Origin of the sequence: Galbibacter pacificus, assembly GCF_029603165.1 — a bacterium.
GTDB classification, from domain to species: domain Bacteria; phylum Bacteroidota; class Bacteroidia; order Flavobacteriales; family Flavobacteriaceae; genus Galbibacter; species Galbibacter pacificus.
The window spans coordinates 35,982-58,081 of the sequence record NZ_JAQSVC010000005.1 but is presented as its reverse complement, the minus strand read 5'-3'; the positions used below and the strand labels follow the sequence as shown (position 1 = coordinate 58,081).

At 38.0% G+C, this 22,100-nt stretch carries 25 protein-coding genes; 7 read left to right on the top strand and 18 right to left on the bottom strand.

The window, feature by feature from the left end; all coding sequences use genetic code 11:
- The 5 genes from PSF86_RS13640 to PSF86_RS13620 all read right to left on the bottom strand — a co-directional run bounded on the left by PSF86_RS13640 (nucleotide 1) and on the right by PSF86_RS13620 (nucleotide 3,507).
- A complete protein-coding gene (locus PSF86_RS13640) occupies nucleotides 1-213 on the bottom strand; it encodes a peptidase associated/transthyretin-like domain-containing protein (RefSeq protein WP_277900648.1) in 213 nt (70 codons plus the stop codon).
- Between the two features lie 53 nt (nucleotides 214-266).
- Complete coding sequence (locus PSF86_RS13635; RefSeq protein WP_277900647.1) at nucleotides 267-995, bottom strand: LytR/AlgR family response regulator transcription factor; 729 nt, start codon at nucleotides 993-995, stop codon at nucleotides 267-269.
- On the bottom strand, nucleotides 976-2,097 hold the full coding sequence (locus PSF86_RS13630; protein ID WP_277900646.1) for a sensor histidine kinase: 1,122 nt from the start codon (nucleotides 2,095-2,097) through the stop codon (nucleotides 976-978). The genes PSF86_RS13635 and PSF86_RS13630 overlap by 20 nt, the downstream gene beginning before the upstream one ends.
- A 14-nt stretch (nucleotides 2,098-2,111) precedes the next feature.
- On the bottom strand, nucleotides 2,112-2,435 hold the full coding sequence (locus tag PSF86_RS13625; protein ID WP_277900645.1) for a DUF4907 domain-containing protein: 324 nt from the start codon (nucleotides 2,433-2,435) through the stop codon (nucleotides 2,112-2,114).
- Between the two features lie 79 nt (nucleotides 2,436-2,514).
- Complete coding sequence (locus PSF86_RS13620; protein ID WP_338424035.1) at nucleotides 2,515-3,507, bottom strand: Kelch repeat-containing protein; 993 nt, start codon at nucleotides 3,505-3,507, stop codon at nucleotides 2,515-2,517.
- 242 nt (nucleotides 3,508-3,749) lie between these two features.
- On the opposite strand from PSF86_RS13620, the gene PSF86_RS13615 reads away from it, so the two are divergent.
- Together PSF86_RS13615 and bamG are read left to right on the top strand one after the other, a co-directional pair.
- Nucleotides 3,750-5,075, top strand: a complete 1,326-nt coding sequence (locus PSF86_RS13615; RefSeq protein ID WP_277900644.1) for a DUF4270 family protein — start codon at nucleotides 3,750-3,752, stop codon at nucleotides 5,073-5,075.
- Entirely contained in the window at nucleotides 5,059-6,309 is a 1,251-nt protein-coding gene (gene bamG / locus PSF86_RS13610) for a BamG family beta-barrel-assembly machinery protein (RefSeq protein WP_277900643.1), read from the top strand. Before PSF86_RS13615 ends, bamG begins: the two co-directional genes overlap by 17 nt.
- Before the next feature lie 57 nt (nucleotides 6,310-6,366).
- Here the strand turns inward: bamG and PSF86_RS13605 are convergent, their stop codons facing one another.
- The gene (locus tag PSF86_RS13605) at nucleotides 6,367-7,557 is read right to left on the bottom strand and encodes an MFS transporter (protein ID WP_277900642.1); all 1,191 of its coding nucleotides are present in this window, start codon (nucleotides 7,555-7,557) and stop codon (nucleotides 6,367-6,369) included.
- Nucleotides 7,558-7,648: 91 nt separating this feature from the next.
- Here PSF86_RS13605 and PSF86_RS13600 point away from each other — a divergent pair, with 91 nt between their 5' ends.
- On the top strand, nucleotides 7,649-8,212 hold the full coding sequence (locus PSF86_RS13600; protein WP_277900641.1) for a Crp/Fnr family transcriptional regulator: 564 nt from the start codon (nucleotides 7,649-7,651) through the stop codon (nucleotides 8,210-8,212).
- A 46-nt stretch (nucleotides 8,213-8,258) separates the two neighbouring features.
- Here the strand turns inward: PSF86_RS13600 and PSF86_RS13595 are convergent, their stop codons facing one another.
- Both PSF86_RS13595 and PSF86_RS13590 read right to left on the bottom strand, forming a co-directional pair.
- A complete protein-coding gene (locus tag PSF86_RS13595; RefSeq protein ID WP_277900881.1) occupies nucleotides 8,259-8,771 on the bottom strand; it encodes a glutathione peroxidase in 513 nt (170 codons plus the stop codon).
- 103 nt (nucleotides 8,772-8,874) lie between these two features.
- Nucleotides 8,875-9,831 carry a helix-turn-helix transcriptional regulator gene (locus tag PSF86_RS13590; RefSeq protein WP_277900640.1) on the bottom strand — a complete coding sequence of 319 codons (957 nt, stop codon included), beginning with the start codon at nucleotides 9,829-9,831 and terminating at the stop codon, nucleotides 8,875-8,877.
- A 334-nt stretch (nucleotides 9,832-10,165) separates the two neighbouring features.
- Between PSF86_RS13590 and PSF86_RS13585 the strand changes: the two genes are divergently transcribed.
- The 3 genes from PSF86_RS13585 to PSF86_RS13575 are packed head-to-tail and all read left to right on the top strand — an operon-like array spanning nucleotide 10,166 to nucleotide 11,227.
- On the top strand, nucleotides 10,166-10,669 hold the full coding sequence (locus PSF86_RS13585) for a DinB family protein (protein ID WP_277900639.1): 504 nt from the start codon (nucleotides 10,166-10,168) through the stop codon (nucleotides 10,667-10,669).
- A gap of 11 nt (nucleotides 10,670-10,680) precedes the next feature.
- Nucleotides 10,681-10,893: a hypothetical protein gene (locus PSF86_RS13580; RefSeq protein WP_277900638.1), complete on the top strand. Its 213-nt coding sequence runs from the start codon at nucleotides 10,681-10,683 to the stop codon at nucleotides 10,891-10,893.
- A 28-nt stretch (nucleotides 10,894-10,921) separates the two neighbouring features.
- Nucleotides 10,922-11,227, top strand: coding sequence for a hypothetical protein (locus tag PSF86_RS13575; RefSeq protein WP_277900637.1), 306 nt, complete (start codon nucleotides 10,922-10,924; stop codon nucleotides 11,225-11,227).
- Between the two features lie 37 nt (nucleotides 11,228-11,264).
- Here PSF86_RS13575 and PSF86_RS13570 read toward each other — a convergent pair whose 3' ends face one another.
- The 6 genes from PSF86_RS13570 to rpsF all read right to left on the bottom strand — a co-directional run bounded on the left by PSF86_RS13570 (nucleotide 11,265) and on the right by rpsF (nucleotide 16,317).
- Nucleotides 11,265-12,956, bottom strand: coding sequence for an arylsulfatase (locus PSF86_RS13570; protein WP_277900636.1), 1,692 nt, complete (start codon nucleotides 12,954-12,956; stop codon nucleotides 11,265-11,267).
- Between the two features lie 139 nt (nucleotides 12,957-13,095).
- Nucleotides 13,096-14,469 carry a histidine--tRNA ligase gene (gene hisS, locus PSF86_RS13565; protein ID WP_277900635.1) on the bottom strand — a complete coding sequence of 458 codons (1,374 nt, stop codon included), beginning with the start codon at nucleotides 14,467-14,469 and terminating at the stop codon, nucleotides 13,096-13,098.
- A gap of 162 nt (nucleotides 14,470-14,631) precedes the next feature.
- Entirely contained in the window at nucleotides 14,632-15,105 is a 474-nt protein-coding gene (locus PSF86_RS13560; protein ID WP_277900634.1) for a DUF6495 family protein, read from the bottom strand.
- A gap of 102 nt (nucleotides 15,106-15,207) precedes the next feature.
- The gene (gene rplI / locus PSF86_RS13555) at nucleotides 15,208-15,663 is read right to left on the bottom strand and encodes a 50S ribosomal protein L9 (RefSeq protein WP_277900633.1); all 456 of its coding nucleotides are present in this window, start codon (nucleotides 15,661-15,663) and stop codon (nucleotides 15,208-15,210) included.
- Nucleotides 15,664-15,676: 13 nt separating this feature from the next.
- Entirely contained in the window at nucleotides 15,677-15,973 is a 297-nt protein-coding gene (gene rpsR, locus PSF86_RS13550; protein ID WP_202027488.1) for a 30S ribosomal protein S18, read from the bottom strand.
- Nucleotides 15,974-15,978: 5 nt separating this feature from the next.
- Nucleotides 15,979-16,317, bottom strand: coding sequence for a 30S ribosomal protein S6 (rpsF, locus tag PSF86_RS13545; protein ID WP_277900632.1), 339 nt, complete (start codon nucleotides 16,315-16,317; stop codon nucleotides 15,979-15,981).
- A 211-nt stretch (nucleotides 16,318-16,528) separates the two neighbouring features.
- Between rpsF and PSF86_RS13540 the strand changes: the two genes are divergently transcribed.
- Complete coding sequence (locus tag PSF86_RS13540; RefSeq protein ID WP_277900631.1) at nucleotides 16,529-17,221, top strand: LytR/AlgR family response regulator transcription factor; 693 nt, start codon at nucleotides 16,529-16,531, stop codon at nucleotides 17,219-17,221.
- Between the two features lie 9 nt (nucleotides 17,222-17,230).
- On the opposite strand, the gene priA is transcribed toward PSF86_RS13540, so the two are convergent.
- From priA to nadC, 4 genes are all read right to left on the bottom strand, one after another.
- Entirely contained in the window at nucleotides 17,231-19,699 is a 2,469-nt protein-coding gene (gene priA, locus PSF86_RS13535; protein ID WP_277900630.1) for a replication restart helicase PriA, read from the bottom strand.
- A gap of 65 nt (nucleotides 19,700-19,764) precedes the next feature.
- Nucleotides 19,765-20,193 (bottom strand): DUF2147 domain-containing protein, encoded by a 429-nt coding sequence (locus PSF86_RS13530; protein WP_277900629.1) that lies wholly within the window; start codon nucleotides 20,191-20,193, stop codon nucleotides 19,765-19,767.
- 21 nt (nucleotides 20,194-20,214) lie between these two features.
- A complete protein-coding gene (locus tag PSF86_RS13525; RefSeq protein ID WP_277900628.1) occupies nucleotides 20,215-21,156 on the bottom strand; it encodes a YihY/virulence factor BrkB family protein in 942 nt (313 codons plus the stop codon).
- A gap of 1 nt (nucleotide 21,157) precedes the next feature.
- Entirely contained in the window at nucleotides 21,158-22,015 is an 858-nt protein-coding gene (gene nadC, locus PSF86_RS13520) for a carboxylating nicotinate-nucleotide diphosphorylase (RefSeq protein ID WP_277900627.1), read from the bottom strand.
- Nucleotides 22,016-22,100 lie beyond the last annotated feature (85 nt).

Sequence of the window (22,100 nt, the reverse complement as noted above, 5' to 3'; positions counted from 1 at the left end):
CTAAACATTAACTATTTTTGTCAACACATAGCCGTTATCAACATTGCCGGTAATAGTGTCCAGCATATTATTTTCCAAGCTGTTGGCAAATACATTGTCTTGTTTGTTGGATGTATCTGGATTTATGTGGTGCACGTTTGTACTATAGCCCGAACTCGTTAAATCTTCCGGAAAAGCAGATAATGTTGCCGGCATGAGTACCAATGTACCCATGCCAACCATACTTTTTTTTATAAATTTCTTTCTGCCCGCCTTTTATGCTTTTTCTATTTAATTCCCAACCTATCAAAAAAATCTTCCTTATAACTATCGCCAATGGGAATCCTCATATCGTCAATTACTACTTTATTTTTCTGTATTGTTTTTATATAGTGCACATTAATGGCAAAAGACCTGTGTATCCTTACAAAATCCCTGTCGGGCAATTTGCTCAATAAATCTTTAAAGCTCATCAGGGTAAGAATGGGTTTGTTGGTACCCAGAATATGGACCTTTAAATAATCTTTTAGCCCTTGAATATATTTAATTTCTTCAATATTTACTTTTATATTTTCGTAATCTGCTTTAATGAAAATAAAATTTTCTGCCTTCTTTTCTTCTCCTGTAGAGGGAAACACATTGGTTGTCATTGATAAACTTCTATTTGTTATAATTTCTTTTGCCCTTGATACAGCTTTTATAAACCGATGATAGGGTATTGGTTTTACCAAATAATCTACTGCATTGAGTTCAAATCCTTCAACTGCATATTGGGAGTATGCCGTTGTGAAAATAAACAGCGGTTTATTGTCTAATGAATTTATAAAGTCAATTCCGTTAATCTGGGGCATTTCGATGTCGGAAAAAATAAGATCGACCTTCTTTTCCTTTATAATCGAAATGGAATCTAGGGCATTTGTATAAATACCAACGAGCTCGATAAAATCTATTTTGCTACAATATTCCTTAATAAGGTCTATCGCCAATGGTTCATCATCAATTATTATACATTTCATTTTCAGCAATATAAATAGTTAAACTTATTGAATAATAATCCCCATCATTTTCAATTTTTAGTTCGTGCCTGCCCGGATATAGTAATTTTAACCGGTTTTGAACATTTTGCAGTCCGATACCGGAACTGTCGGGCGATTTTTTAATTATCCCGATTTTGTTTTTTATAAAAAAGAAGACATTATCGTTATTAATGGTAATGTTTATTTTTACTTCTGTGTTCCCTTTATAATCTGTTCCATATTTAAAAGCATTTTCTATAAACGATATAAACAATAAGGGGCGTATTACCTTTCCCTTAGCATCTCCGTATATATTTATGGTAACGCGTTCGTGGTTGGAGAGCCGCAACCGTTGCAGTTGTATATAATTGTGTATATAATTTAGTTCTTTTTCCAGGGAAACCATGTCTTTATTGGCCTCATAGATCATGTACCTCATCAATTCCGAAAGGTTTAAAATGGCTTCGGGCGTATCTGAGGATTTTTTTATAGATAAGGTATATACCGCGTTTAGCGAATTGAACAAAAAATGGGGGTTCAATTGGGTTTTTAAAAATTGTAATTCGGAATGTACCTTTTCGTGCTCTGTTTTTTCCCTGACGCGTTCGTTTTTATTCCATTCGACATACATCCTAATAATTGCCCCGATAATAAAATAAAACATCAAATTGATTGTTGGCCCGATAAGCATTCTAAATTTAAAATAGATATTTCCTGCTATGTCGTCTTTTGATAACTGCAAAGGAAAACCGTCAAGAGAATGGGCCCTAATAGACATTACCGAATGGCGTCCGGGTATTGTTCCGGGAATTGGGAACTCCGGGGGCAAAAAAGTATCTACCAGATAGCTACAAACAAGGATTACAAAAACCGAAATCAGTACATAAATTAGTATTCTTTTTTTCAATAAAAAATAAGGCACCAATACATAATAGTTAAGGTAAAATAAGACAATGTTTACCAAAAACCTCGGGGATAAATTAGAAAACACATCAACAACGCCAGTACGGCTGTATGATTGAAAAAGCATTACCCCATATAGGCACGACCACACCAATATGTGCAGTATTATTTCTTTTTTTATGGACTGCTTGTTTTCCATATAATCCTTCTAATTTACCTAATTTTAATTTGCAAGCTGTCCAACACTTCTTTTTGGAGATAGGGTGCCTTTTTATTTTTTAACCGGTTTACCACTAACGAAGCTGTTTTTTTTGCATCATCTTTTGACAAAAATGGTTGTTTTGCGGAAATTGCCGGGATATATTCCTGCCGTATCACTCTAGTGCCTTTATATGTAATTTCGTACCCATAACCACCATTTACATCGATGACAGTATATTTTAGCTTTTCCTCTTGTTTTTCGCTTAAAAAAAACCATCCGAAAATTAAAATACAAACACCTGCCAATATCATTATTTTTGTTTTGTCCCACTTCATATAAAAAACCCATTTTTTTATAAGGGGGCTATCCACACCCCCTTTTAAAACTCAACAAACAAGCAAGTAACACCTTGCTTTAATCTTCATCGTCGTATTCCATATCCGGGAAAAACTCATCCAGGTCGTCGAGGTAAAGGCTTCCGGTTTTTCCTAGCCCTACAAAAGCCCTGCTACCGTTACAAAATGCAATAGCATCTTGCCTGGACGAGCCTTCAAATCCGGTTACTTCTTCCCAGGTGTCATTTAGTGGGTTGTATTGCCAAGCAGAGGCTACAGCCCCATTTTGTGCTCCGCTTACTATATAGCCATACCCGTTTAAAGAAAAGCTTACAGCATTGCTACGCGCAATAGCATAGCTATCTTCTTCATCAAGGTCCAATAATTTAGCCCATGTTTCTGTGGATGGGTCAAACTTCCAAAAATCATCGGTATAAACCCCGTTTGAAACTCCTGTTCCAAAATATACCATATTGTCTATTACAAAAGCTGATGCCGCCCTTTTTTTGTTGCCACCATATCCTTCAATTTCTGTCCAAGCATTTGTAGTTGGGCTGTATTTCCAAAAGTCCTTTCTGTCGTTGTCGCCGTCAAAGCCTGTTCCAAAATAACCATATCCATTTACGCTAAAAGCTGTTGCGCTCCGTCTGGCCGTTCCCGGAAAATTGGCTATTTGTACCCACGTATTTGTTTTTGGGTCGTACTGATAAAAATCGCCCAGCTCATCAAGTCCATCGTAACCAGAACCTATATATCCCTTGCCATCAACATCAAAGCCTACGCCCGCACTTCTTGGAGCACCGGGAAAATCTGCTTTTTGCGACCAGTAATTCCCTTCCATATCATAGCTCCAAAAATCGTTTAGGTAATCATCTCCATCATATCCTACGCCCATATATCCCATTCCGTCAATTGTAAAGGCAGACGAACCGCTACGGGGCCTGCCATCGAATATGGAACGGTCCATCCAATTTCCCATTTCATCATCATCATCATCAGAAGAACAGGCTATAAATACAAAGGTTGTAAACAACAACAGTGCGAAATAATTCAATTTTCTAAATTTCATCATATATAATTCTATTAATTAACTCAATATTATCATTTTCGGAGTAAAACTAATACGAAGGAAAAAGAGTCAAAAATGGAATATATCAACCTGTATTTTTAACAGACCAATCTGCCATTTTTATCTACAAACTGCGCAAAGATTGTTCGTCGATTATATTCGTAAATTGGTATAGACATTCGCCTTGAAAGTAGAATAAGGTTTTTACTGTTTTAATACACAGTTACATTTACCAAAAAAAATACATGAGATACCTTGTTTCTTTAGTTTGCTTGTTAAGTATGTTGGTTGTTTTGTCTTGTACCGAAAGTAGTGATTACGATCCTGATTTTAATGTGGGAGACTCTTTTGCCGATAGCCAATTGAGGGTTATACAAATAGACACACTTTCCCTAGAAACCTCTACCATGCAATTTGATAGTTTAATTACTTCAACCAGCAATAGGATTTTAATTGGGTCTTATAACGATCCAGAGTTTGGAACCATAACGTGTGCTAGTTTTTTTGAGGTGCTCCCTGAAAATTTCAGCATTAATAGTGAAGCTGTTTACGACAGTATTGTTATGTATATGAAATATGACAGTTATTATTACAACGACACACTTCAATTAAACGAAATCCACATAAAAAAGATAACCGAACAGCTAAAACCGAAAAAAGATGCCTTTTACAATACAAGCAATATTGCATACAGCAATGAAGATATAGGCATGTTGGCATACTACCCCCGGCCCATGGAGGGCGACACCATTTCCATAAAAATGGACAACGTTTTGGGAGCGACTATTTTTGATAAAATTCAAACAAAAAATATTACCAATACTGACGAGTTTAAGGCATTTTTAAAAGGTATTACGCTTCGGCCCGGCGGAGAAAGTGGCAGTATTATAGGCTTTTCAACCGATGAAACGCTTTGCTTTATACGCCTTTTCTATTCTACTGCCGGAGAAACCGGAAGCACTCAAGATTATATCGATTTAAAAATAAACAAAGGCAGCGAGCATCCTACCTTTTTTAATCAAATTACCGCCAAGGACGCCAATCAATATCTGGAAAAACTCACCGATCAAGAAGAAAGCATGCCCAGCACTACTTCAGAAAACAAAACGTTTATACAAGCCGGGACCGGAATTACAACGCAAATTAAATTTCCGACCATAAAATCGCTTTACAATATCGAAGGCACCGGTACCATTTTGGAAGCCACTTTGATAATTAATCCTTCCATTGACACCTACAACGATTATTTATCGCTTAAAGATACCCTAAACCTTTACCTGACAGATAGGAACAATGTCCTTTCATCTCAACTTACATATGCTGACGGAACGGCGGTAAAGGCGGTTTTAAACAAGAACAATCTTGAGTTTAACGAAATTTATTATACCGTTCCCATTGGGGCTTATGTAGAGTTTCTGCTTACAAACGAGACCGAGACTGATCAAGCTATTGCCCTGTTGCCAACCGATTACACTTCCAGCGTTGACAGGATGATATTAAATGGCCCTGAATCCGGCAATAATGCCATTAAGTTACAATTAATTTATACCGTTTATGACCGCGAAAACTAAAAACAGCATCCTTCTTTTTATACTTATCATTACCAAAGTTACCGCACAATCCGAAAGTTTAACAAGTTCTCCTTATTCACTTTACGGGCTGGGCGTAATTAACCAAACCAGTATTGGCAAGGTAAATGCCATGGGTTATAGCGGCATTGCCATGAAGTCGGTTGGGTATATCAATAACCTCAACCCGGCATCGTATGCACTGATTCTACAAAACAATTTTTTATACGATTTGGGTGGAAAAGCCGAGATAAACACCTATGCCAACAAGTTTAACATTGAAAAAAATACAAGTTTCAACTTTTCAAACCTTGCCTTTGCTTTTCCCATAACAGAAAAAATGGGAGCCGGGGTAACCCTTATTCCATACAGCCATGTTGGGTATTCTTTGGTAGGGCTCGAAACCAACATAGAAGGTTCTACCGAAACCGTTAAAACCAATGCACAAGGAACCGGTGCATTAAACGATTTAAGTTTTAATTTTGGCTACAGTCCATTTTCAAAATTCAGGATCGGGCTCAATGCCGCCGTGTTATTTGGCAATATTGAAGAAGAGGAATCCTTTAGCCTTAATACTTCTTCTTTTCTTTTGAATGAACAAACCTCCTACTCCGGTATACAATTGGGCATAGGAACCCAATTTGACATTACCGACGATATTTCCCTTGGAGGGATTTTGAAGCTTCCATCAACCCTTAACGGAAGTCTAAGCCGTTCAATCTATAAAACTCTCGACTATAACAGTACAACCGTTGAAGAAAATATTGAAGGTAATGCTGATGATTTTGAACTCCCTTTGCATTTTGGCGTAGGATTTAGTGCAACGCTTTTTGATAAAAATTTATTGTTCAACGCCGATTACCAAAAAAGATATTGGGGAAAAACCGGGCAAAACGACCATATTGGTGAATATACCGATCAAAACATATATGCCCTTGGTCTTGAATATGCCAATAAATCCAGAAACACAAAGTATTTCCAACGCATAGCATATCGGGCAGGTTTTAATTTTGATGATGGCTATCTTTCCGTAAACAACAATAAAATAAACAGTTACAGCATTACCGCAGGCCTTGGCTTGCCGTTGAGTGCCCGTAACAGTTCTGCATTGAACATTTCGTACAGCTATGGTCAAAAAGGGCAAATAAACAATATTCTGATTCAAGAAAATTATCATTTAATTACCATCAACCTTAGTTTACAAGACTTTTGGTTTGTAAAGCGTTTGGTAAAATAAAATACCTTTATTCAACTTGTTTTGACTTTTTAGCCGAATTAAAAAATCAAGACGGGTTTATTGCTTTCTTCTTAAAAAAAGAAACAAGTATACCAAGCCGATCAAAACCACCACGGAAGACAATAAAAATGTTTGCGAAATCCTGATGATGCTATTTTGGTAGTACCAACCCGAAAGCAAGGCCCCAATACCAATTCCCGCTTCCAGGGCGATATACATGGTTGCCATGGCTTTTCCACGCGCTTCCCGCTTGCTCATATCGATAGTCCATGCATTTAACGATGGCGATAGAACGCCCATGCCTATACCGTATAAAACTCCTCCAACAACAAATACAATAAACGAAGATGCTACTCCAATGACAACAACTGCAATGGCCAGCACGATTAAGCCGATAAAGATTAAACTGGTTCTTCCATATTTATCAGAAGCTTTTCCCGCAATAAAACGCACCAACAAAGATGAAACGGTAAAAACAATAAAGAACATCCCTTTATTTTGTATATCAAGGTGCGTGGTCCAGTCGGGAATTAATGTTAAAATAATTCCATATGAAATGTAACACAAAAAGGTGAGGATAGCTGCCGGAAATACTTCTACAGCAATGATGTCCCGCCTGGAAATTTTTAAGAGCGACCAACTGAATTTTCTTTTTGGTTCAAGCGTTTCTTTCATGTTCACTATAATCAACATGGATAAAAAAGCACATACCGAAGAAAGGTAAAAAAGCGTATCAAAAGAGTAATACATTTTAATATAACTTCCAAATGCAGGCCCGACCGCCATTCCTGTGCTATAAAACAGACTTTGCATACCAATGGCCTCGCCCCAGGAGCGTTGCGGTGTAATATCGGCCACATATGCAGAAGTTGCCGTTGGCTTAAATCCTGTAGAAAACCCATGGAGCAGCCTTAAGAACAATAAACCAAAAACCGAGTGAAGCATGGGGTACAATACTCCACAGAGTACACATACCAAAGCACCAAAGATCATCACGGGTACCCGGCCCACGGTATCGGTAATCCTCCCGCTAAAAGGGCGGCACATACCGGCGGTAAAAGTGAACAGGGCAATAATAAGCCCAATGTACTGCGAACCGCCAAGCGAACTTAAATATGCCGGAAGCTCTGGAATAAGCATGTTGTAGCTTGCCGAAAACAACAACGAGCTAAAACACACCATTCCAAATTTTAAATTATATACCGGATGGGTTTTATAATGCACAATTATATTTCTTATTTGACCCATTTTAATTTTAAATATCTTTGTCTTTCATTATGGGCACAAAGAAATAACAAGCTCGTTAAACTGAAAAGGACATTTGTCCGATGTGATAAAAATGATACGAAAAAACGCCGATTTACTTCAGTACATAACAAAAGTGCTTATCCACAAAACCGATAATAAATTGCTTGAGGTACTTTATAGCCCCACTGAAATAATACTGGATCAACGCAAAAAAGTTTTTTATGTGCACATTATAAAATCTGGAATGGCCAAATGCTACCTCACCGAAGACAATGGAAACGATTTTATACAGGAATTTTTTAGCGAAGGCGAAATATTTGGAGAACTTGAAGCCATTAACGGCGATTTAAGCTTTTGTTGCATCGAAGCCATAACTCCAGTACAGGCCTATAAAATAGAAGCGCAGTATTTTAACACGCTTTTGGAAAAAGATCCAACTTTTAACAAGCTAATTTTAAAAGCGCTGGCAAAAAAGCTAAATTATACTGCTATCCGCCATGCTTACAATCAATCGCATACCCTTGAAGACAACTTGTTAAGGCTACAAAAACAATATCCGGCTCTTATAGAACAGATATCCAAGCAAGATATTGCCAATTATTTGGGCATAACGGTACGAAGCTTAAACCGTTCGTTGGCAAAACTAGGTATTTAGAGTAATAAAATGGAGTATATGGTGCTTGAAAATATTCAATACCGCACTATTGCTCGATCCAATCTATGATACTTTCGTCTGTTGGTAAAGTTTTCGGCGAAATTACCTTGGCCACGTGGCCGTTTTGGTCAATGAGGTATTTTTGAAAATTCCAAGCTACTTCAGAATCTTCGACCCCGTTTTTACTTTTTTCGGTTAAAAAATGATACACGGGGTGCATATCTTCCCCTTTTACCGATATTTTGCCCATCATAGGAAAAGTAACCCCGTAATTGGCTTGGCAAAATTTAGCAATCTGCTCGTTATTTCCCGGTTCTTGGCCCGCAAAATTATTGGCCGGAAAACCTACAATAACAAAGTTGCTGTTTTTATATGCATCATAAAGTTCTTGCAATTGTTCGTATTGAGGTGTTAATCCGCATTCGCTTGCCGTGTTGACAATCATTATTTTCTTCCCTTTTAAATCTTCAAAAGAAAAAGTCCCGCCATTAATATCTTCAACCGTAAACTGATAAATTGTTTTATTTTCCATGTTGTCTGTGCTTTGTGCCTTTAGCATCATGCTACATAGCACTAAACCGTATAAAAGTATCTTTTTCAATGGTTTTAAATTTAAATTGAAGGTACAAAAATTATGCATAAAAAAACAATTAACTTATAATTTACAGCCTCTCTGAAGCCTCCTTTATAATTTCCTTCAACCGGGTTTTTAAACTTTCGGGTTGCAATATGGTGGCATAATCGGCAAACATTAAGTACCAACGGGCAAAACCGTTCATGACATCGGTCGTCATAAAAGTCATTTCTACTTCGTTCCCCTCTATTTTTTCCTCTACAAAACCATAATACTTGCAATTGTATTTTATGTATTTGGCTATTTGCTTTTCTATGCGTATTACCACCTTGGTTTTGGCTGTTTCTGTTTCTTTTTTACGGTGGTCTTCCAAAGCACCATGCTCCAACACAAAGGGGGTTTGCGTGCGTTTAATCTGTACCATCCGGTCCGTACGGAATTGCCTGTAATCTTTACGGAGGTGGCAATAGGCCATAATGTACCAAAAATTATTTTCATGAAAAAGGCCTACGGGTTCTATCAATCTATCGGTATGTGCATCGGCATGAAGGGCTTCGTATTTTAAAAATATCTGCTTCTTTTCGGCAATACTTTCAAATATAATTTCCAGTGCATTGGGAATATTTTTATTAAACAAATCTTGTGCCGGCCTTATGGCAATTTGAGATTCTATGGCACTTATCCAATCTTTTTCATGCCCTCGTAAAACCGACCTTATTTTATACATGGCCGCTTCAAAATATGCGCCCAGGGATTCATCGGTGTAGTGCTGCATCAACTTTTCGGCCGCAATAAAACTGCCTGCCTCTTCTTTGGTGAACATTACCGGAGGAAGCCGATAACCTTCCATTATACTATACCCTACCCCTGCTTCGCTTACAATGGGCACCCCCGATGCTTCGAGCGTTCTTATATCCCTATAAATGGTCCTTAAACTTACTTGAAAACGATCGGCCAGATCCTGTGCCTTTACTATTTTTTTGGACTGAAGCTGTATAAGAATAGTAACGATCCGGTCGAAACGTTTTATGGTATCATCACTCATAATGGTTTGACATATATCCCAAAGATAAGACTTCCAGAAAAAGTATGTTTGCTGAAAAGACATTACTTTTTTAATAATAAAATTTTTAGCACCCCTATTTTCATCGGTTCAATTTTTTTGTGTTCTACAAAGTAAAGGCAGGTTCATGACAACCTTATGTCAACAGGGTTTATGTTTAATGAATTTATTTTGAAGGATTTACATATAAAAAAAATAGAAGTATGTTATTATTTTAATCTTTTTTAAAAAAATTTTTTTTCTACTGACATAGGGCTGTCATACACCGCTTTTAACTTTGGTATCAAGAAATAATAATCAGTAAAAAATTTAAATCATGGAAAATTCAAACACATCAACCGCAAAAAGCGCAACAGTTATGACCCCTGAAGAATTATTTGCTCATTGGCAAGGGCACAGAGACCTTACCAGACGTACCATTGAAGCGTTTCCCGAAAAGGAATTCTTTACCTACAGTATTGGTGGAATGCGCACCTTTGCCGAAATGGTCATGGAACTTCTGGCCATAGCCTCGCCCGGGATTAAAGAAATAGTAACTGGGAAAACAGAAGAATTTAAAGAGCATGTTGACCATAAAAACAGTAAAAAGGTAATTTTAGAACTGTGGGATAAAACCACCGGAGAACTCAACGAATACTTTCCTAAAATTAAAGAAGAAGATTTCCATAAAGCCATTAAATCCTTTGGACAATACGAAGGAACGGTACAATCTTCTATCTTCTATTTTATTGATAATGAAATTCATCACCGGGGTCAAGGGTTTGTATATTTAAGAAGTTTAAACATTGAGCCTCCTTTTTTCTGGGAGCGCGATAAATAAAAAAGCTAAAAATGAATGTATTCGTTTTTAAAACCAGTGTAAACAATCAAAAAGACATCAAAAGGTTGCAAAATCCATTAAACCAATTGATGCATCAAAACGAACAGTGGAGTTTCGACCTAGAGGACTGCGATAACATCCTCCGGGTCGAATCTCTTCAAGTAAAAGCCTATAATATAGCCAATACACTTAACATATTGGGTTTTTCTTGTGAAGAGATTTAAAATCTTATGAATCTTTTAAAAAAAACTTATGATTTCAGTAATCGTTACTTACAAAGTAAAAAAGGATTTTGTAGGTCGGAATAAAACCAACATACAAAAGTTTATAACCGATTTTGAGCAGTTAAACACTTCCTTGTTTCAATATAATGTATTTACCAAACAAGATGGAATTACCTTTGTGCACCATTCTCTGTATAAAAATGAAGATATACAAAAAGATGTTTTAAATACCGCTTCTTTTGTACGGTTTCAAAAAGAAAGGGACACCCTTGGTCTTGACGAAAAACCCGAAATTGAATTTATCAATTTAGTGGCGGCCACCAAGCATCAATAGAAAAGGTGTAAATGCTTATTTACTTATAACTATGGAATCAAGGAGCAGGAAAAACCTTGAGTTCTTTAGCTCTTTGATTCCATATTTCTTCCATTTCCTTCACTATACCGGGAAACTGTTGGGCAATATTGGTGGTTTCTGTCCTGTCTTTGGTAAGGTTATACAACTCCCAAGGGGTATCGTTGTGGTGCCTTACCAGTTTATAGCTCCCTTTTCTTAAGGCAGCACCGCCAAAATGCTCCCAAAAATAAACTTTTGTGCTATCTACCGCAGTATTTTCTGTAATAATGGGGAGAATGGAATTTCCTTCGGTTGGGGTTATTCCGTGCTCCTTAAAACTTTTTGGGTATGTGGCACCTGCCAGATCAATACATGTGGCCATTAAATCTACCACATGGGCCGGTTGCTCCCTTACCGCGCCTTTTTCTTTGATCCCTTTGGGCCAATGCACGATAAAAGGAGTTGTAATTCCACCTTCGTATTCTTGGGCTTTCCAATAACGAAAAGGCGTATTGGCCACATTTGCCCATACTGGGCCTATGCCTGCAAGCACGGTTTGCGAACCGGGCAACGAATCTTTTTCTACGGGAAAAATAACCGTTCTTCCGTCTCGTGTACTTCCAGCTCGGTCGAATCCCGGACCGTATTTTGATGGCCTTTCTGAACTTGCTCCATTATCTGACAGAAAAAATATAACTGTATTGTCCAACTCTCCTTCAGCTTCCAATTGGTCTACCAATTTCCCTATGTTTTTATCGAGTATGTCTACCATGGCTGCATGCACTGCCATGGCTTTGGCATCCCAAACTTTGTCTTGGTTTTCGTTCCATTTTTTCTCGGGAAACATAAAATTGGACAATGCCACATTGCTTTTAAGCACGCCTTTTTCTATTAACCGCTTGTAACGGGCTTGCCTAATGGCCCTCCAGCCTTTGGTATATACACTGTCGTATTTGGCAATAACATCTTCTGGTGCTTGTATGGGCCAATGCGGCGCACAATGTGCCACATACAAAAAGAATGGTTCTTTTTGCTTGGAAAATTGCTTTACATAGGCTACCGAGGAATCCCCGATGGCATTGGTATGGTAATAATCTTTTGGGACATCCATAACCTGTTTGTCCCCGTTTACCAAGCTAAACGGATCGAAATAATCTACCACGCCCCATATATTCCCATAATATTTATCAAACCCCCTATGCGTTGGGTAGGTTGCCGTATCAGAAAAGGCACCGTAATTTTCTTGGTGCGCCAGCCATTTTAACTGCTTTTCGCTTTTAAGTTCGTTTGTTTGAGACACATGCCACTTCCCTACCATTCCCGTTTGGTAGCCAACTTTTTTTAATACCTCGGCAATTGTTACGGTATTGTCGCCCAGATAACCTTTGTAGCCCGGCTGGCCCTGATCCATCGTCATGCGCCCTATTCCAGCTTGGTGCGAATACAAACCTGTAAGCAAGGATGCCCTTGAAGGGCAACAGCGCGACGTATTGTAAAAAGCGTTAAACCGAAGTCCGTTTTCGGCAAGTTTATCCAAATTTGGAGTATGTATCTCCCCGCCATAGCAACCTGCATCAGAAAAACCCATATCGTCTGCCATGACAATTACGATATTTGGCCGTTTATCTTCTGAAGCCTTTTTTTCTGAACTTTTTTTACATCCGGAAAGTAAAAGAATTCCTGTTATTAATAGAAAGCCGGTATATCTTGGGCATATGTACTTCAACATCTTGTCTTGCGGTTAATGATTAATAAGAGTTAAAAGTACTTTTTTTATTTAATTTTCAAAAGAAATAATACTAAAACGTTTTATGATACCAATGAAAGTTTAGATGAAATGCCTGTTGCAACTAAAAAATCATGAGAAATCAATGCTGCACGGCTTCCAATAATTTTTGAAAAGAAACAGTGTCCTGAGTTCCCGAGTTCATGCTCTTTAAAGTAAATGTAGCCTCGTCTATTTCTTTTGAGCCTGCCAAAACCACATAAGGGACATTGCGTTTATTGGCATAGGTCATTTGTTTTTTCATCTTGGCATTGTCTGGATACAGTTCGGCCTTAATTCCTGCTTCACGAAGTTTTGTAATGGCTTTTAGGCAATAAAGAGCTTCTTTATCGCCAAAATTTAAGAAGAGGACTTTTGTATTTTCACTTACAGAACCGGGAAACAGCCCGAGTTCTTCCAATACAAGATATATCCTGTCCAGCCCGAAGGAAATGCCGACACCACTTACATCTTTGAGTCCGAAAATTCCCGTAAGGTCGTCGTAACGGCCACCACCGCCAATGGAGCCCATTTTTACCTCGGCTGGTGCAGCAACCTCAAAAATAGCTCCGGTGTAATAGTTAAGTCCGCGTGCCAAAGTAACATCGAGTTCCAAAACAGCCCCTTTCAAGCCAATTGCATCAATGGCATGGAGAATAAATTCCAATTCTTCAACCCCTTTCGTGCCTTCATCAGATTTTGATAATAGTGATTTTAGACTTTTTAACTTTTCAGCATTCGCACCATCAAAAGCAAATAAAGGCTGTACTTTTTCAATAGCTTCTTTGCTTATGCCCTTTTCCAGCATTTCTTTTTTAACGCCATCTTCTCCAATTTTATCGAGTTTGTCCAAGGCAACGGTAAAATCTATCAGTTTGTCTTTGGCACCTATAACCTCGGCAATCCCGGAAAGGATTTTTCGGTTGTTTATCTTAATGGTAACATTTTTAAGGCCAAGTGAATTGAAGACGGTATCATACAATTGCACAAACTCCACTTCCTGCCAAAGTGATGTGGAACCAACCACATCGGCATCGCATTGATAAAATTCCCTAAAACGTCCCTTTTGGGGGCGGTCTGCGCGCCAAACCGGTTGTATTTGATAACGCTTAAACGGCAAATCTATTTCGTTTTGGTGCATTACCACATAGCGGGCAAAGGGAACGGTAAGATCGTAGCGCAAGGCTTTTTCGGAGATTTTAGGGGTCAAGATATTGGCATCTTTTTTTGCAAAAAGTTCATCGTTCACTTTAGAAAGGAAATCACCCGAATTCAAAATTTTAAAAATCAAGCGGTCGCCTTCATCGCCATATTTCCCCATCAACGTTTCAGAGTTTTCAAAACTCGGCGTTTCAATAGGAAGGAAGCCAAATACCTCGAAATATTTCTTAATGGTATTTACAATATAGTTACGCTTGGTAACTTCCTCAGGGGTAAAATCCCTTGTTCCTTTAGCTATGCTTGGTTTTTGTGCCATTATTTTTTTTGGATGTTATGTTTCTATGTTGTTATGTTGTTATGTTGTTATGCTGTTATGCTGTTATGCTGTTATGATGCTATGTTGTTATGGTGTTATGGTGTTGTGTGCAATTTTATTATCAACGCTGAACTCTCAACTCTCAACTCTCAACTCTTAAAGCTATTCATCAATAATATCATCAAAATATCTGTAAAGCTCGCCTTTGGTAATTACCCCGCCTTTTTCAATAAGCTCGAACTTATCTTTATTCACATCTTCAGAATACGCTTTGTTTGCGGTCATTATTTCTACCCCATCTTTTAAAAAGTTACTTTTAAACCACGCAAAGCCCTGTTTTGTTGTTAGGTCCACGCCTGGCTGGTGTATTCTAATGGCGATAAGCTTCATTTCTTTATTTCCAAGGTAAAAAAGGTGCATTTCGGTAGCAGAGATATTTTCAATATAATGTACTTTCCCTAAAACTCCTTCCCAGATTAAATCGCTAAACACATCTATTTCTTCTTCGGCTACTTGGGGTTTGTTCTTTTTTATATCATCCCACTCATTGGCGGTAATAGATTGTGTAGCCAAAAAATTAATAAATTCTGGGTGCATTTCTTCCAACTGCTCTTTTGTAAGTCTTCTATACTTCACCTATCTGCTGTTTTGTTTAAGGTTTTGTGTTTGCAAAAATAAAAAAGAGGCTGATAAAATTAAATTTTTACCAACCTCTTTTATGTTATGCTGAATTGTTAATTACTTAGCTTCTGCAATTACTTCAAAAGGGAAATTAACTATTACTTCCCTGTGAAGCCTTATAGTTGCTTCATAAGGGCCGGCAACTTTTACGTTACCACCTAAAATACTGATGTATTTCTTTTCTATGGCTATGTTTCCTTCTTTTTGAATGGCTTCAGAAAGGTCTGCATTGGTTACAGAACCAAATAATTTGTTTCCGGTACCGGCCTTAGCAGTAATTTTTAATTCCAATCCTTTTAATTGGTCTGCTATTTTTTGAGCATCGTCAACAATCTTTTTCTCTTTAAAAGCTCTTTGCTTTAAATTCTCAGCCAATACTTTTTTAGCAGAAGCGGTAGCCAGAATTGCTTGACCTTGCGGTATTAAAAAGTTACGTCCGTAACCGTTTTTTACAGTTACCACATCGTCTTTAAAACCTAAATTTTCTACGTCTTTCTTTAATATTAATTCCATGGTTACCTTGCTTTTATTTTAATAAATCTGCTACATAAGGCATTAAAGCTAAGTGACGAGCCCTTTTAATGGCTACAGAAACTTTTCTTTGGTACTTTAATGAAGTCCCGGTTAACCTTCTTGGTAAAATTTTACCTTGTTCATTAACCAATTTCAATAAAAAGTCCGGATCTTTATAATCAATATATTTGATGCCCGACTTTTTGAAACGACAATATTTTTTTGTCTTATTGGTCTCTATGTTCAATGGGGTAAGATATCTAATCTCCCCGTCTTTCTTTCCTTTTGCTTGTTGCTCTATAGATGACATAATGATTAAGCTTTTTCGTTAAGTTTTTTTCTTCTTTTCTCTGCCCAAGCGATTGCGTGCTTATCCAACTTAACAGTTAGGTAACGCATAATGCGCTCGTCGCGTCTAAATTCTAATTCGAATGGCTCAATTGCTTCTCCGGCAACTTTAAATTCAAAAAGATGGTAAAAACCACTTTTTTTGTTCTGGATCGCGTAGGCTAACTTTTTAAGCCCCCAATCTTCTTTCGATACAAATTCTGCCCCTTTTGAGGTTAAGAAATCTTCAAACTTCTTAACTGTTTCCTTTATCTGGGTCTCAGATAAAACGGGATTAAGAATGAAAACAGTTTCGTAATGATTCATAATCTGAATAAATATTATTAAATTTAAGGGTGCAAAAGTAAAATTAATTATTATAATAACAAAGTGCGACATGAATATTTCGATGAAACAAGGAGAAAATTCCCCTCTTACCCACATATTTTCCCTATTTCACAACATTTTCTTTGTTTCACCTTTGTTTTTTCACTAAAATTGTTGTGTTCAAACATCCAACCACTTAGCTGATAGAAATATGAGAATGAATTGTATTATCGTAGACGACTCGAGCATTCAGCGTATGTCTGTTGCCAGATTAATCAAGAACCACCCCATGCTCAACCTTGTGGCAGAGTACAGCAATGCCATTGAAGCAAGAAATGGCCTGAAGAAACAAAAGATCGACCTTATCTTTTTAGACATCGAAATGCCTGTAGTCAATGGCTTTGACCTCTTGGAAGCCCTTAACGAGCCTCCGCAAGTAATCCTAATCACCGGAAGTGCGCAATATGCACTAAAGGCATTTGATTATGATGTTACCGATTACCTTCATAAACCAATAACCCAGGAACGCTTTGAGGCTTCTGTTAAAAGGGCTCAGGAAAACTTTAAACTAAAAGTGGCCTCCAAAGAAGACGACGATCATATTTTTGTAAAAAGCAATCTTAAGAAAAGAAAGGTTTTTTTAAATGAAATCAATTGGGTGGAAGCTCTTGGCGATTATATTAAACTGGTTACAGATGAGGCAAACATTGTTATTCTTTCTACCATGAAGGCCTTTGAAAACGAACTGCCGGAGGACCGCTTTTTAAGGATCCATAAATCGTACATTGTAAACCTGGACAAGGTAGAAAAATTTAACAGCAAAAACGTAGAGGTAAACGGAAAGCAAATTCCGCTCAGCCGAAACAAAAAACAAGAACTATCTGAAGCATTAAACAATTCATAGTTCAAGACGTTAATAGGCGTCTACATTATAAATTACCCTAACACTCCTATAGGCTGCAATGGCCTGAAAGCTTTTATCTATTTTTTTGATGGCCGCTTTTGTCTGTACAACAGATTGATGGTACGGTACCTTTACTACTATATTTTTTAAATATTCATTTCTTATTCTTGAAACCGGGGGAAACTCGGGCCCCAGAATGTCTGTTTGTGTATGGGCATCAAAAACGGTGTGCAGGGCTTTTGCAAACCATGCGCTTGCCTCGTTTACCTTATTGTAGTCTTTGTGCTTAAACACCATTTTTATAATTCTTGTAAACGGCGGATATTTAAATTGTTTCCGTTCGTTGAGCTGGTCCGAAAACATATCGGCATACCTATTTAACGACGCCTGCTGCAATATTTGATGAAACGGATTATAGGTCTGTATAATAACCTTCCCTCTTTTTTGGGTACGCCCGGCACGTCCGGCAACTTGTTGTATTAATTGGAAACTGCGCTCATGAGCCCTAAAATCGGGGAAATTCAACAAGGTATCGGCATTCATGATGCCCACTAAGGACACATTTCTAAAATCGAGGCCTTTGGTAAGCATTTGCGTGCCCACCAAAATATCTATTTCCTGTTGCTCGAAAGCGTTTATTATTTTTTCGTAACCGTATTTGCCTTTGGTGGTATCTGAGTCCATCCTGCCCAATTTGGCCTTTGGAAAAATCTCCTTCAGCTCTGCTTCTACCTGTTCCGTACCAAAGCCTTTTGTATCAAGCTCGCTACTGCCGCAAGCCTGGCAGGCCTGTTGCATCGCCATGGCATAACCGCAGTAATGGCAACGGAGCTGGTTTCGGTATTGGTGATAGGTTAAACTTACATCGCAATTTGGACATTGTGGCGAGTGGCCACAGGTTTTACATTCCAAAATGGGTGCAAATCCTCTTCTATTTTGAAAGAGTATTACTTGTTCGCCATTTCCCAAAGCTTCCTGGATTTCGTCCATAAGCCTGTCGGAAAAATGACCGTTCATTCGTTTTTTCTTGAGTTTATCCTTTATATCGGTCAGCTCGATATCGGGCAACAATACATCTCCAAAACGCCTGTTAATTTCAACAAAGCCATACTTTTCCCGCTTGGCATTGTAATAACTCTCTATACTTGGTGTGGCGGTCCCCAACAATGTTTTTCCTTTGTGCATGCCCGCCAAAACAATGGCCGAATCCCTGGCGTGGTAGCGCGGTGCAGGGTCGAACTGCTTAAAGGAAATCTCGTGTTCTTCATCAACAATAATCAACCCCAAATTGGAAAACGGCAACAAAACAGCCGACCGGGCGCCCAATACAATTTGAGCTTTGGGTTTATTGTGCAAAATATTGTTCCATGCCTCTACTCTTTCGTTTACAGAGTATTTTGAGTGGTATACGCTTACCTTTTCGCCAAAATAATCTTGCAGGCGTTTTATCAACTGGGTTGTTAGTGCAATTTCGGGCAATAAATAAAGTACCTGTTTTCCACTGGCTATAACCTGTTCTATCAATTTTACGTAGACCTCTGTTTTTCCGGAGGAAGTAACGCCGTGCAAAAGCACGACATCGTTGGTTTTAAAATGTGCTTTTATCTCGCCTAATGCTGCGGCTTGATATTGGTTAAGTTCTTTTAATTGCGTGGTTTCCATCTCTCCAAAATCCACCCTGTCCTGCTGGAGATGGTATTCAACCAACACCTCTTTATCGATCAGGGCTTTTATAATGGATGCCGAAGCCCCGCTTTTTTCTTCCAGCTCTTTTATCTTGATGGGCTTTTTGGTGGAAGCTTCCAACGAGAAAAGCGTCATGATAACGTCTTTTTGTTTGTGGGCCCTTTTGTTTAATGTATCGAGCAATTGGTTGAGGTTTTCATCAGAAGCATGTTGTTCGGCCAGTTTTACATAACGCACCATTTTAGGCTTGTACTGCTCGTATATTTCTTCTTTAAGCTTGATAACATTTTTATCCAAAAGCCTTTTTAAAACCGGTAGAATATTCTTTCTGTCTACAATACCGCTTACTTCGTGCACCTTTAGCATGGACTGATGTTGGAGTGCCTCGTAAACCAGCCATTCGTCATCCTTTAAGTTATCTTCAAGGACCTCATCAAAATTATCGTTCTTTAAAATAAGGGTTTCGCTTTCCAACAAAAACGCAGACGGAACGGCCGCCTTAAAGACTTCTCCCAGCGTACACATATAATACGAAGCAATCCATTCCCAATGTTTTAATTGTTTTTCGGTAACAATTGGAGCTTCGTCTAGTATTTGGTCTATCTCTTTAGGCTTGTATGCTTCGGGCGGGTTATTGTGAACGGCATATACAAGTCCCGTATATATCTTGGATTTGCCAAAGGGAACAGCAACCCTCATTCCCGCACGGATAAACGAAGCTTCCCTTTTGGATATCGCGTAGGTAAAAGCTTTTTCTATAGGAATAGGTAGAACTACATCTATAAAATGCATTTTTTGGGTTTCAGATTGTTCGTTGTTCGTTGCTTGTTTGGTTTTGGATTTCTTTTATGTAGTTATTAGTTAACCCTGTGCCATTCTTGGGTCCTAAACAAAAAAGCAATATAGCCCCTTACGTTTAAAATATCGCTATTGTCTTCGTCTACCCATATTTTACATTTGTATTCTTTCCCCTTTTCCGGATCGAGTATGGTTCCGCCTTCGTACTCATCGCCATCTTGATGAAGCCCTTCAATAATAACCATCCCCAAAACCGGTTTGTCCTTTTTGGCACCTTCACATTTATCGCAAACAACATCTTGACGGTCTTTATTGAGTATTTCTACTACTTTGCCATATACCTTTCCATCTTCTTCATAAATATCCACAATGGATTTTTCTTTTCCGGTACTATCGTCTATGGTTTTCCATTTTCCAAATATGGATTGTGCATGTGACGCAAACCCTATACATAAAAACAACCCCGTAAATAGTATTATCTTTTTCATCTTCTTATAAATATTTATTTGTTAGAAATTTCGCCTTAAACTCCTTAATGAAGCATTCAACTCGAAGCCCAAAAGAAGAATATTCGAATTAATCCAAATATAAAGCATTAATATGAGTAACGCTCCAATGGACCCGTAAATTTCATTGTACTGAGAAAAATTTTCAATGTAAATACCAAAAAAATAAGTAGTTACAATAATTAAAAAGGTGGTAAGCATGGCTCCTGGCGAAAAGAATCTTGTTTGCCGTCCTTCCGAAGTACCAAAATAATACAATAGTGCCGTTGTTAAAAAAGTAATAATGATAAAAAATAAAAATCGACCTATCTGCACCCCTATGGTGTCTCCAGTTTCTATATCGATTCCATTTGTTTTTGCAGCCAGATCGCTTAAGTACTGAACTATATATATTTCATAAAAAATAAACCCGATAACGCTTGCCAAAAAAATAAAGGCCATTAGCAAAGCCACGCCAACCGCAACAAAATATTGCTTGACTATATTTCTGGTTATAACAACATGATATGAGGTTTCGAACCCGCCAAATATGGCATTGATTCCATTGGCCATTAAGAAAATGGACAGGAAAAACACAGACGACAATAGCCCGCCCCTTTGTTTCCCTACGATATCCTCGATAATGGAGTCGAAAAAATTGGCGGTTTGCGGAGGCAGCATACTTTCTATAAAATGTATAAAATCTCTTTGAAAGCCTTCTATGGGCACATATGGGATAAGGTTAAGTATAAAAAGCAAAAAGGGAAAAAGTGCCATAAAAAAACTAAACGAAATAGCGCTTGCCCTATAAGTTAACGCCCCCTTGATGATGCCTACAAAGTACATTTCCAGCAAATCGTAAATAGAAAGGCCTTCAAAGCCGGGCAACCTGATTTTTTTTAACAGCTTTACAAAGTAATTTACAATCGGTATTTTATTTAATTTATCTTCAATTTCTACCGACATGCTACACTGCTTTTAAACTTAGGTCCATGTTGTAAACAGAATGCGTTAATGCCCCAGATGAAATGTAGTCTACACCACATTCGGCATACAACCTGATTGTTTTTTCGTTGATGCCGCCGGAAGATTCGGTTAAACATTGCTTGTTTATCAAAGCTACGGCCTTTTTGGTGTCTTCGTAGTTAAAATTGTCCAGCAATATTCTATAAACACCGCCAGCGTTTAAAATGGTTTTTACTTCTTCCAGGTTTCTGGCCTCTACAATAATTTTTAGGTCTTTGCCCGTATTTTTTAAATATTGTTTTGTTTTGGAAATAGCTTCGGGGATACCTCCGGCAAAATCAATATGGTTGTCTTTCAACATAATCATATCATACAGCGCAAACCTGTGGTTCTCGCCGCCGCCTATTTTAACGGCCCACTTTTCCAGTGCCCGTATACCGGGGGTGGTTTTTCGTGTGTCCAGTATTTTTGTCAATGTTCCTTCAAGCAGCTTTACATAACTTTGGGTTTTGGTAGCTATGGCACTCATTCGCTGCATGGCATTGAGCACCAAACGTTCTGCCTTTAAAATAGACTGCGAGCTTCCTTCAACATAAAAAACGATATCACCGGGTTTTACATAGGCTCCGTCTTCTATCAATACTTCTACTTTTATTTGGGTATCTATATATGCAAAAACCATTTTTGCAAACGCCACCCCCGCTAAGACTCCCTTGTCTTTTACCAATAATTTTGCCTTTCCCTTTGCTTCTACCGGTATGCATGCCAGTGAGCTGTGATCTCCATCGCCTACGTCTTCACGGATGGCATTTTTTATAATGAGTTCAAGCTCATGCTGAAACTGCTCTTTCGATATCATATCGCATTGTTTTGCGCTAATTTATAAAATTAGTTTCTAGATACGAATTTGTATGATTTTATTTTGCTTTTATATTTATGTGAAG

Bases quoted from the DNA above. Each gene is read 5' to 3' on its own strand.
- rpsR (WP_202027488.1), bottom strand. From the start codon at position 15,973: ATGTCATCTATAGAGCAACAAGCAAAAGGAAAGAAAGACGGGGAGATT.
- PSF86_RS13640 (WP_277900648.1), bottom strand. From the start codon at position 213: ATGGGTACATTGGTACTCATGCCGGCAACATTATCTGCTTTTCCGGAA.
- PSF86_RS13540 (WP_277900631.1), top strand. From the start codon at position 16,529: ATGAGAATGAATTGTATTATCGTAGACGACTCGAGCATTCAGCGTATG.
- PSF86_RS13625 (WP_277900645.1), bottom strand. From the start codon at position 2,435: ATGAAGTGGGACAAAACAAAAATAATGATATTGGCAGGTGTTTGTATT.
- PSF86_RS13595 (WP_277900881.1), bottom strand. From the start codon at position 8,771: ATGCTAAAGGCACAAAGCACAGACAACATGGAAAATAAAACAATTTAT.
- PSF86_RS13635 (WP_277900647.1), bottom strand. From the start codon at position 995: ATGAAATGTATAATAATTGATGATGAACCATTGGCGATAGACCTTATT.
- PSF86_RS13530 (WP_277900629.1), bottom strand. From the start codon at position 20,193: ATGAAAAAGATAATACTATTTACGGGGTTGTTTTTATGTATAGGGTTT.
- PSF86_RS13600 (WP_277900641.1), top strand. From the start codon at position 7,649: ATGATACGAAAAAACGCCGATTTACTTCAGTACATAACAAAAGTGCTT.
- PSF86_RS13575 (WP_277900637.1), top strand. From the start codon at position 10,922: ATGATTTCAGTAATCGTTACTTACAAAGTAAAAAAGGATTTTGTAGGT.
- PSF86_RS13580 (WP_277900638.1), top strand. From the start codon at position 10,681: ATGAATGTATTCGTTTTTAAAACCAGTGTAAACAATCAAAAAGACATC.
- PSF86_RS13620 (WP_338424035.1), bottom strand. From the start codon at position 3,507: ATGATGAAATTTAGAAAATTGAATTATTTCGCACTGTTGTTGTTTACA.
- bamG (WP_277900643.1), top strand. From the start codon at position 5,059: ATGACCGCGAAAACTAAAAACAGCATCCTTCTTTTTATACTTATCATT.
- PSF86_RS13630 (WP_277900646.1), bottom strand. From the start codon at position 2,097: ATGGAAAACAAGCAGTCCATAAAAAAAGAAATAATACTGCACATATTG.
- priA (WP_277900630.1), bottom strand. From the start codon at position 19,699: ATGCATTTTATAGATGTAGTTCTACCTATTCCTATAGAAAAAGCTTTT.
- PSF86_RS13570 (WP_277900636.1), bottom strand. From the start codon at position 12,956: ATGTTGAAGTACATATGCCCAAGATATACCGGCTTTCTATTAATAACA.
- PSF86_RS13590 (WP_277900640.1), bottom strand. From the start codon at position 9,831: ATGAGTGATGATACCATAAAACGTTTCGACCGGATCGTTACTATTCTT.
- PSF86_RS13615 (WP_277900644.1), top strand. From the start codon at position 3,750: ATGAGATACCTTGTTTCTTTAGTTTGCTTGTTAAGTATGTTGGTTGTT.
- rpsF (WP_277900632.1), bottom strand. From the start codon at position 16,317: ATGAATCATTACGAAACTGTTTTCATTCTTAATCCCGTTTTATCTGAG.
- nadC (WP_277900627.1), bottom strand. From the start codon at position 22,015: ATGATATCGAAAGAGCAGTTTCAGCATGAGCTTGAACTCATTATAAAA.
- rplI (WP_277900633.1), bottom strand. From the start codon at position 15,663: ATGGAATTAATATTAAAGAAAGACGTAGAAAATTTAGGTTTTAAAGAC.
- PSF86_RS13525 (WP_277900628.1), bottom strand. From the start codon at position 21,156: ATGTCGGTAGAAATTGAAGATAAATTAAATAAAATACCGATTGTAAAT.
- PSF86_RS13605 (WP_277900642.1), bottom strand. From the start codon at position 7,557: ATGGGTCAAATAAGAAATATAATTGTGCATTATAAAACCCATCCGGTA.
- PSF86_RS13585 (WP_277900639.1), top strand. From the start codon at position 10,166: ATGGAAAATTCAAACACATCAACCGCAAAAAGCGCAACAGTTATGACC.
- hisS (WP_277900635.1), bottom strand. From the start codon at position 14,469: ATGGCACAAAAACCAAGCATAGCTAAAGGAACAAGGGATTTTACCCCT.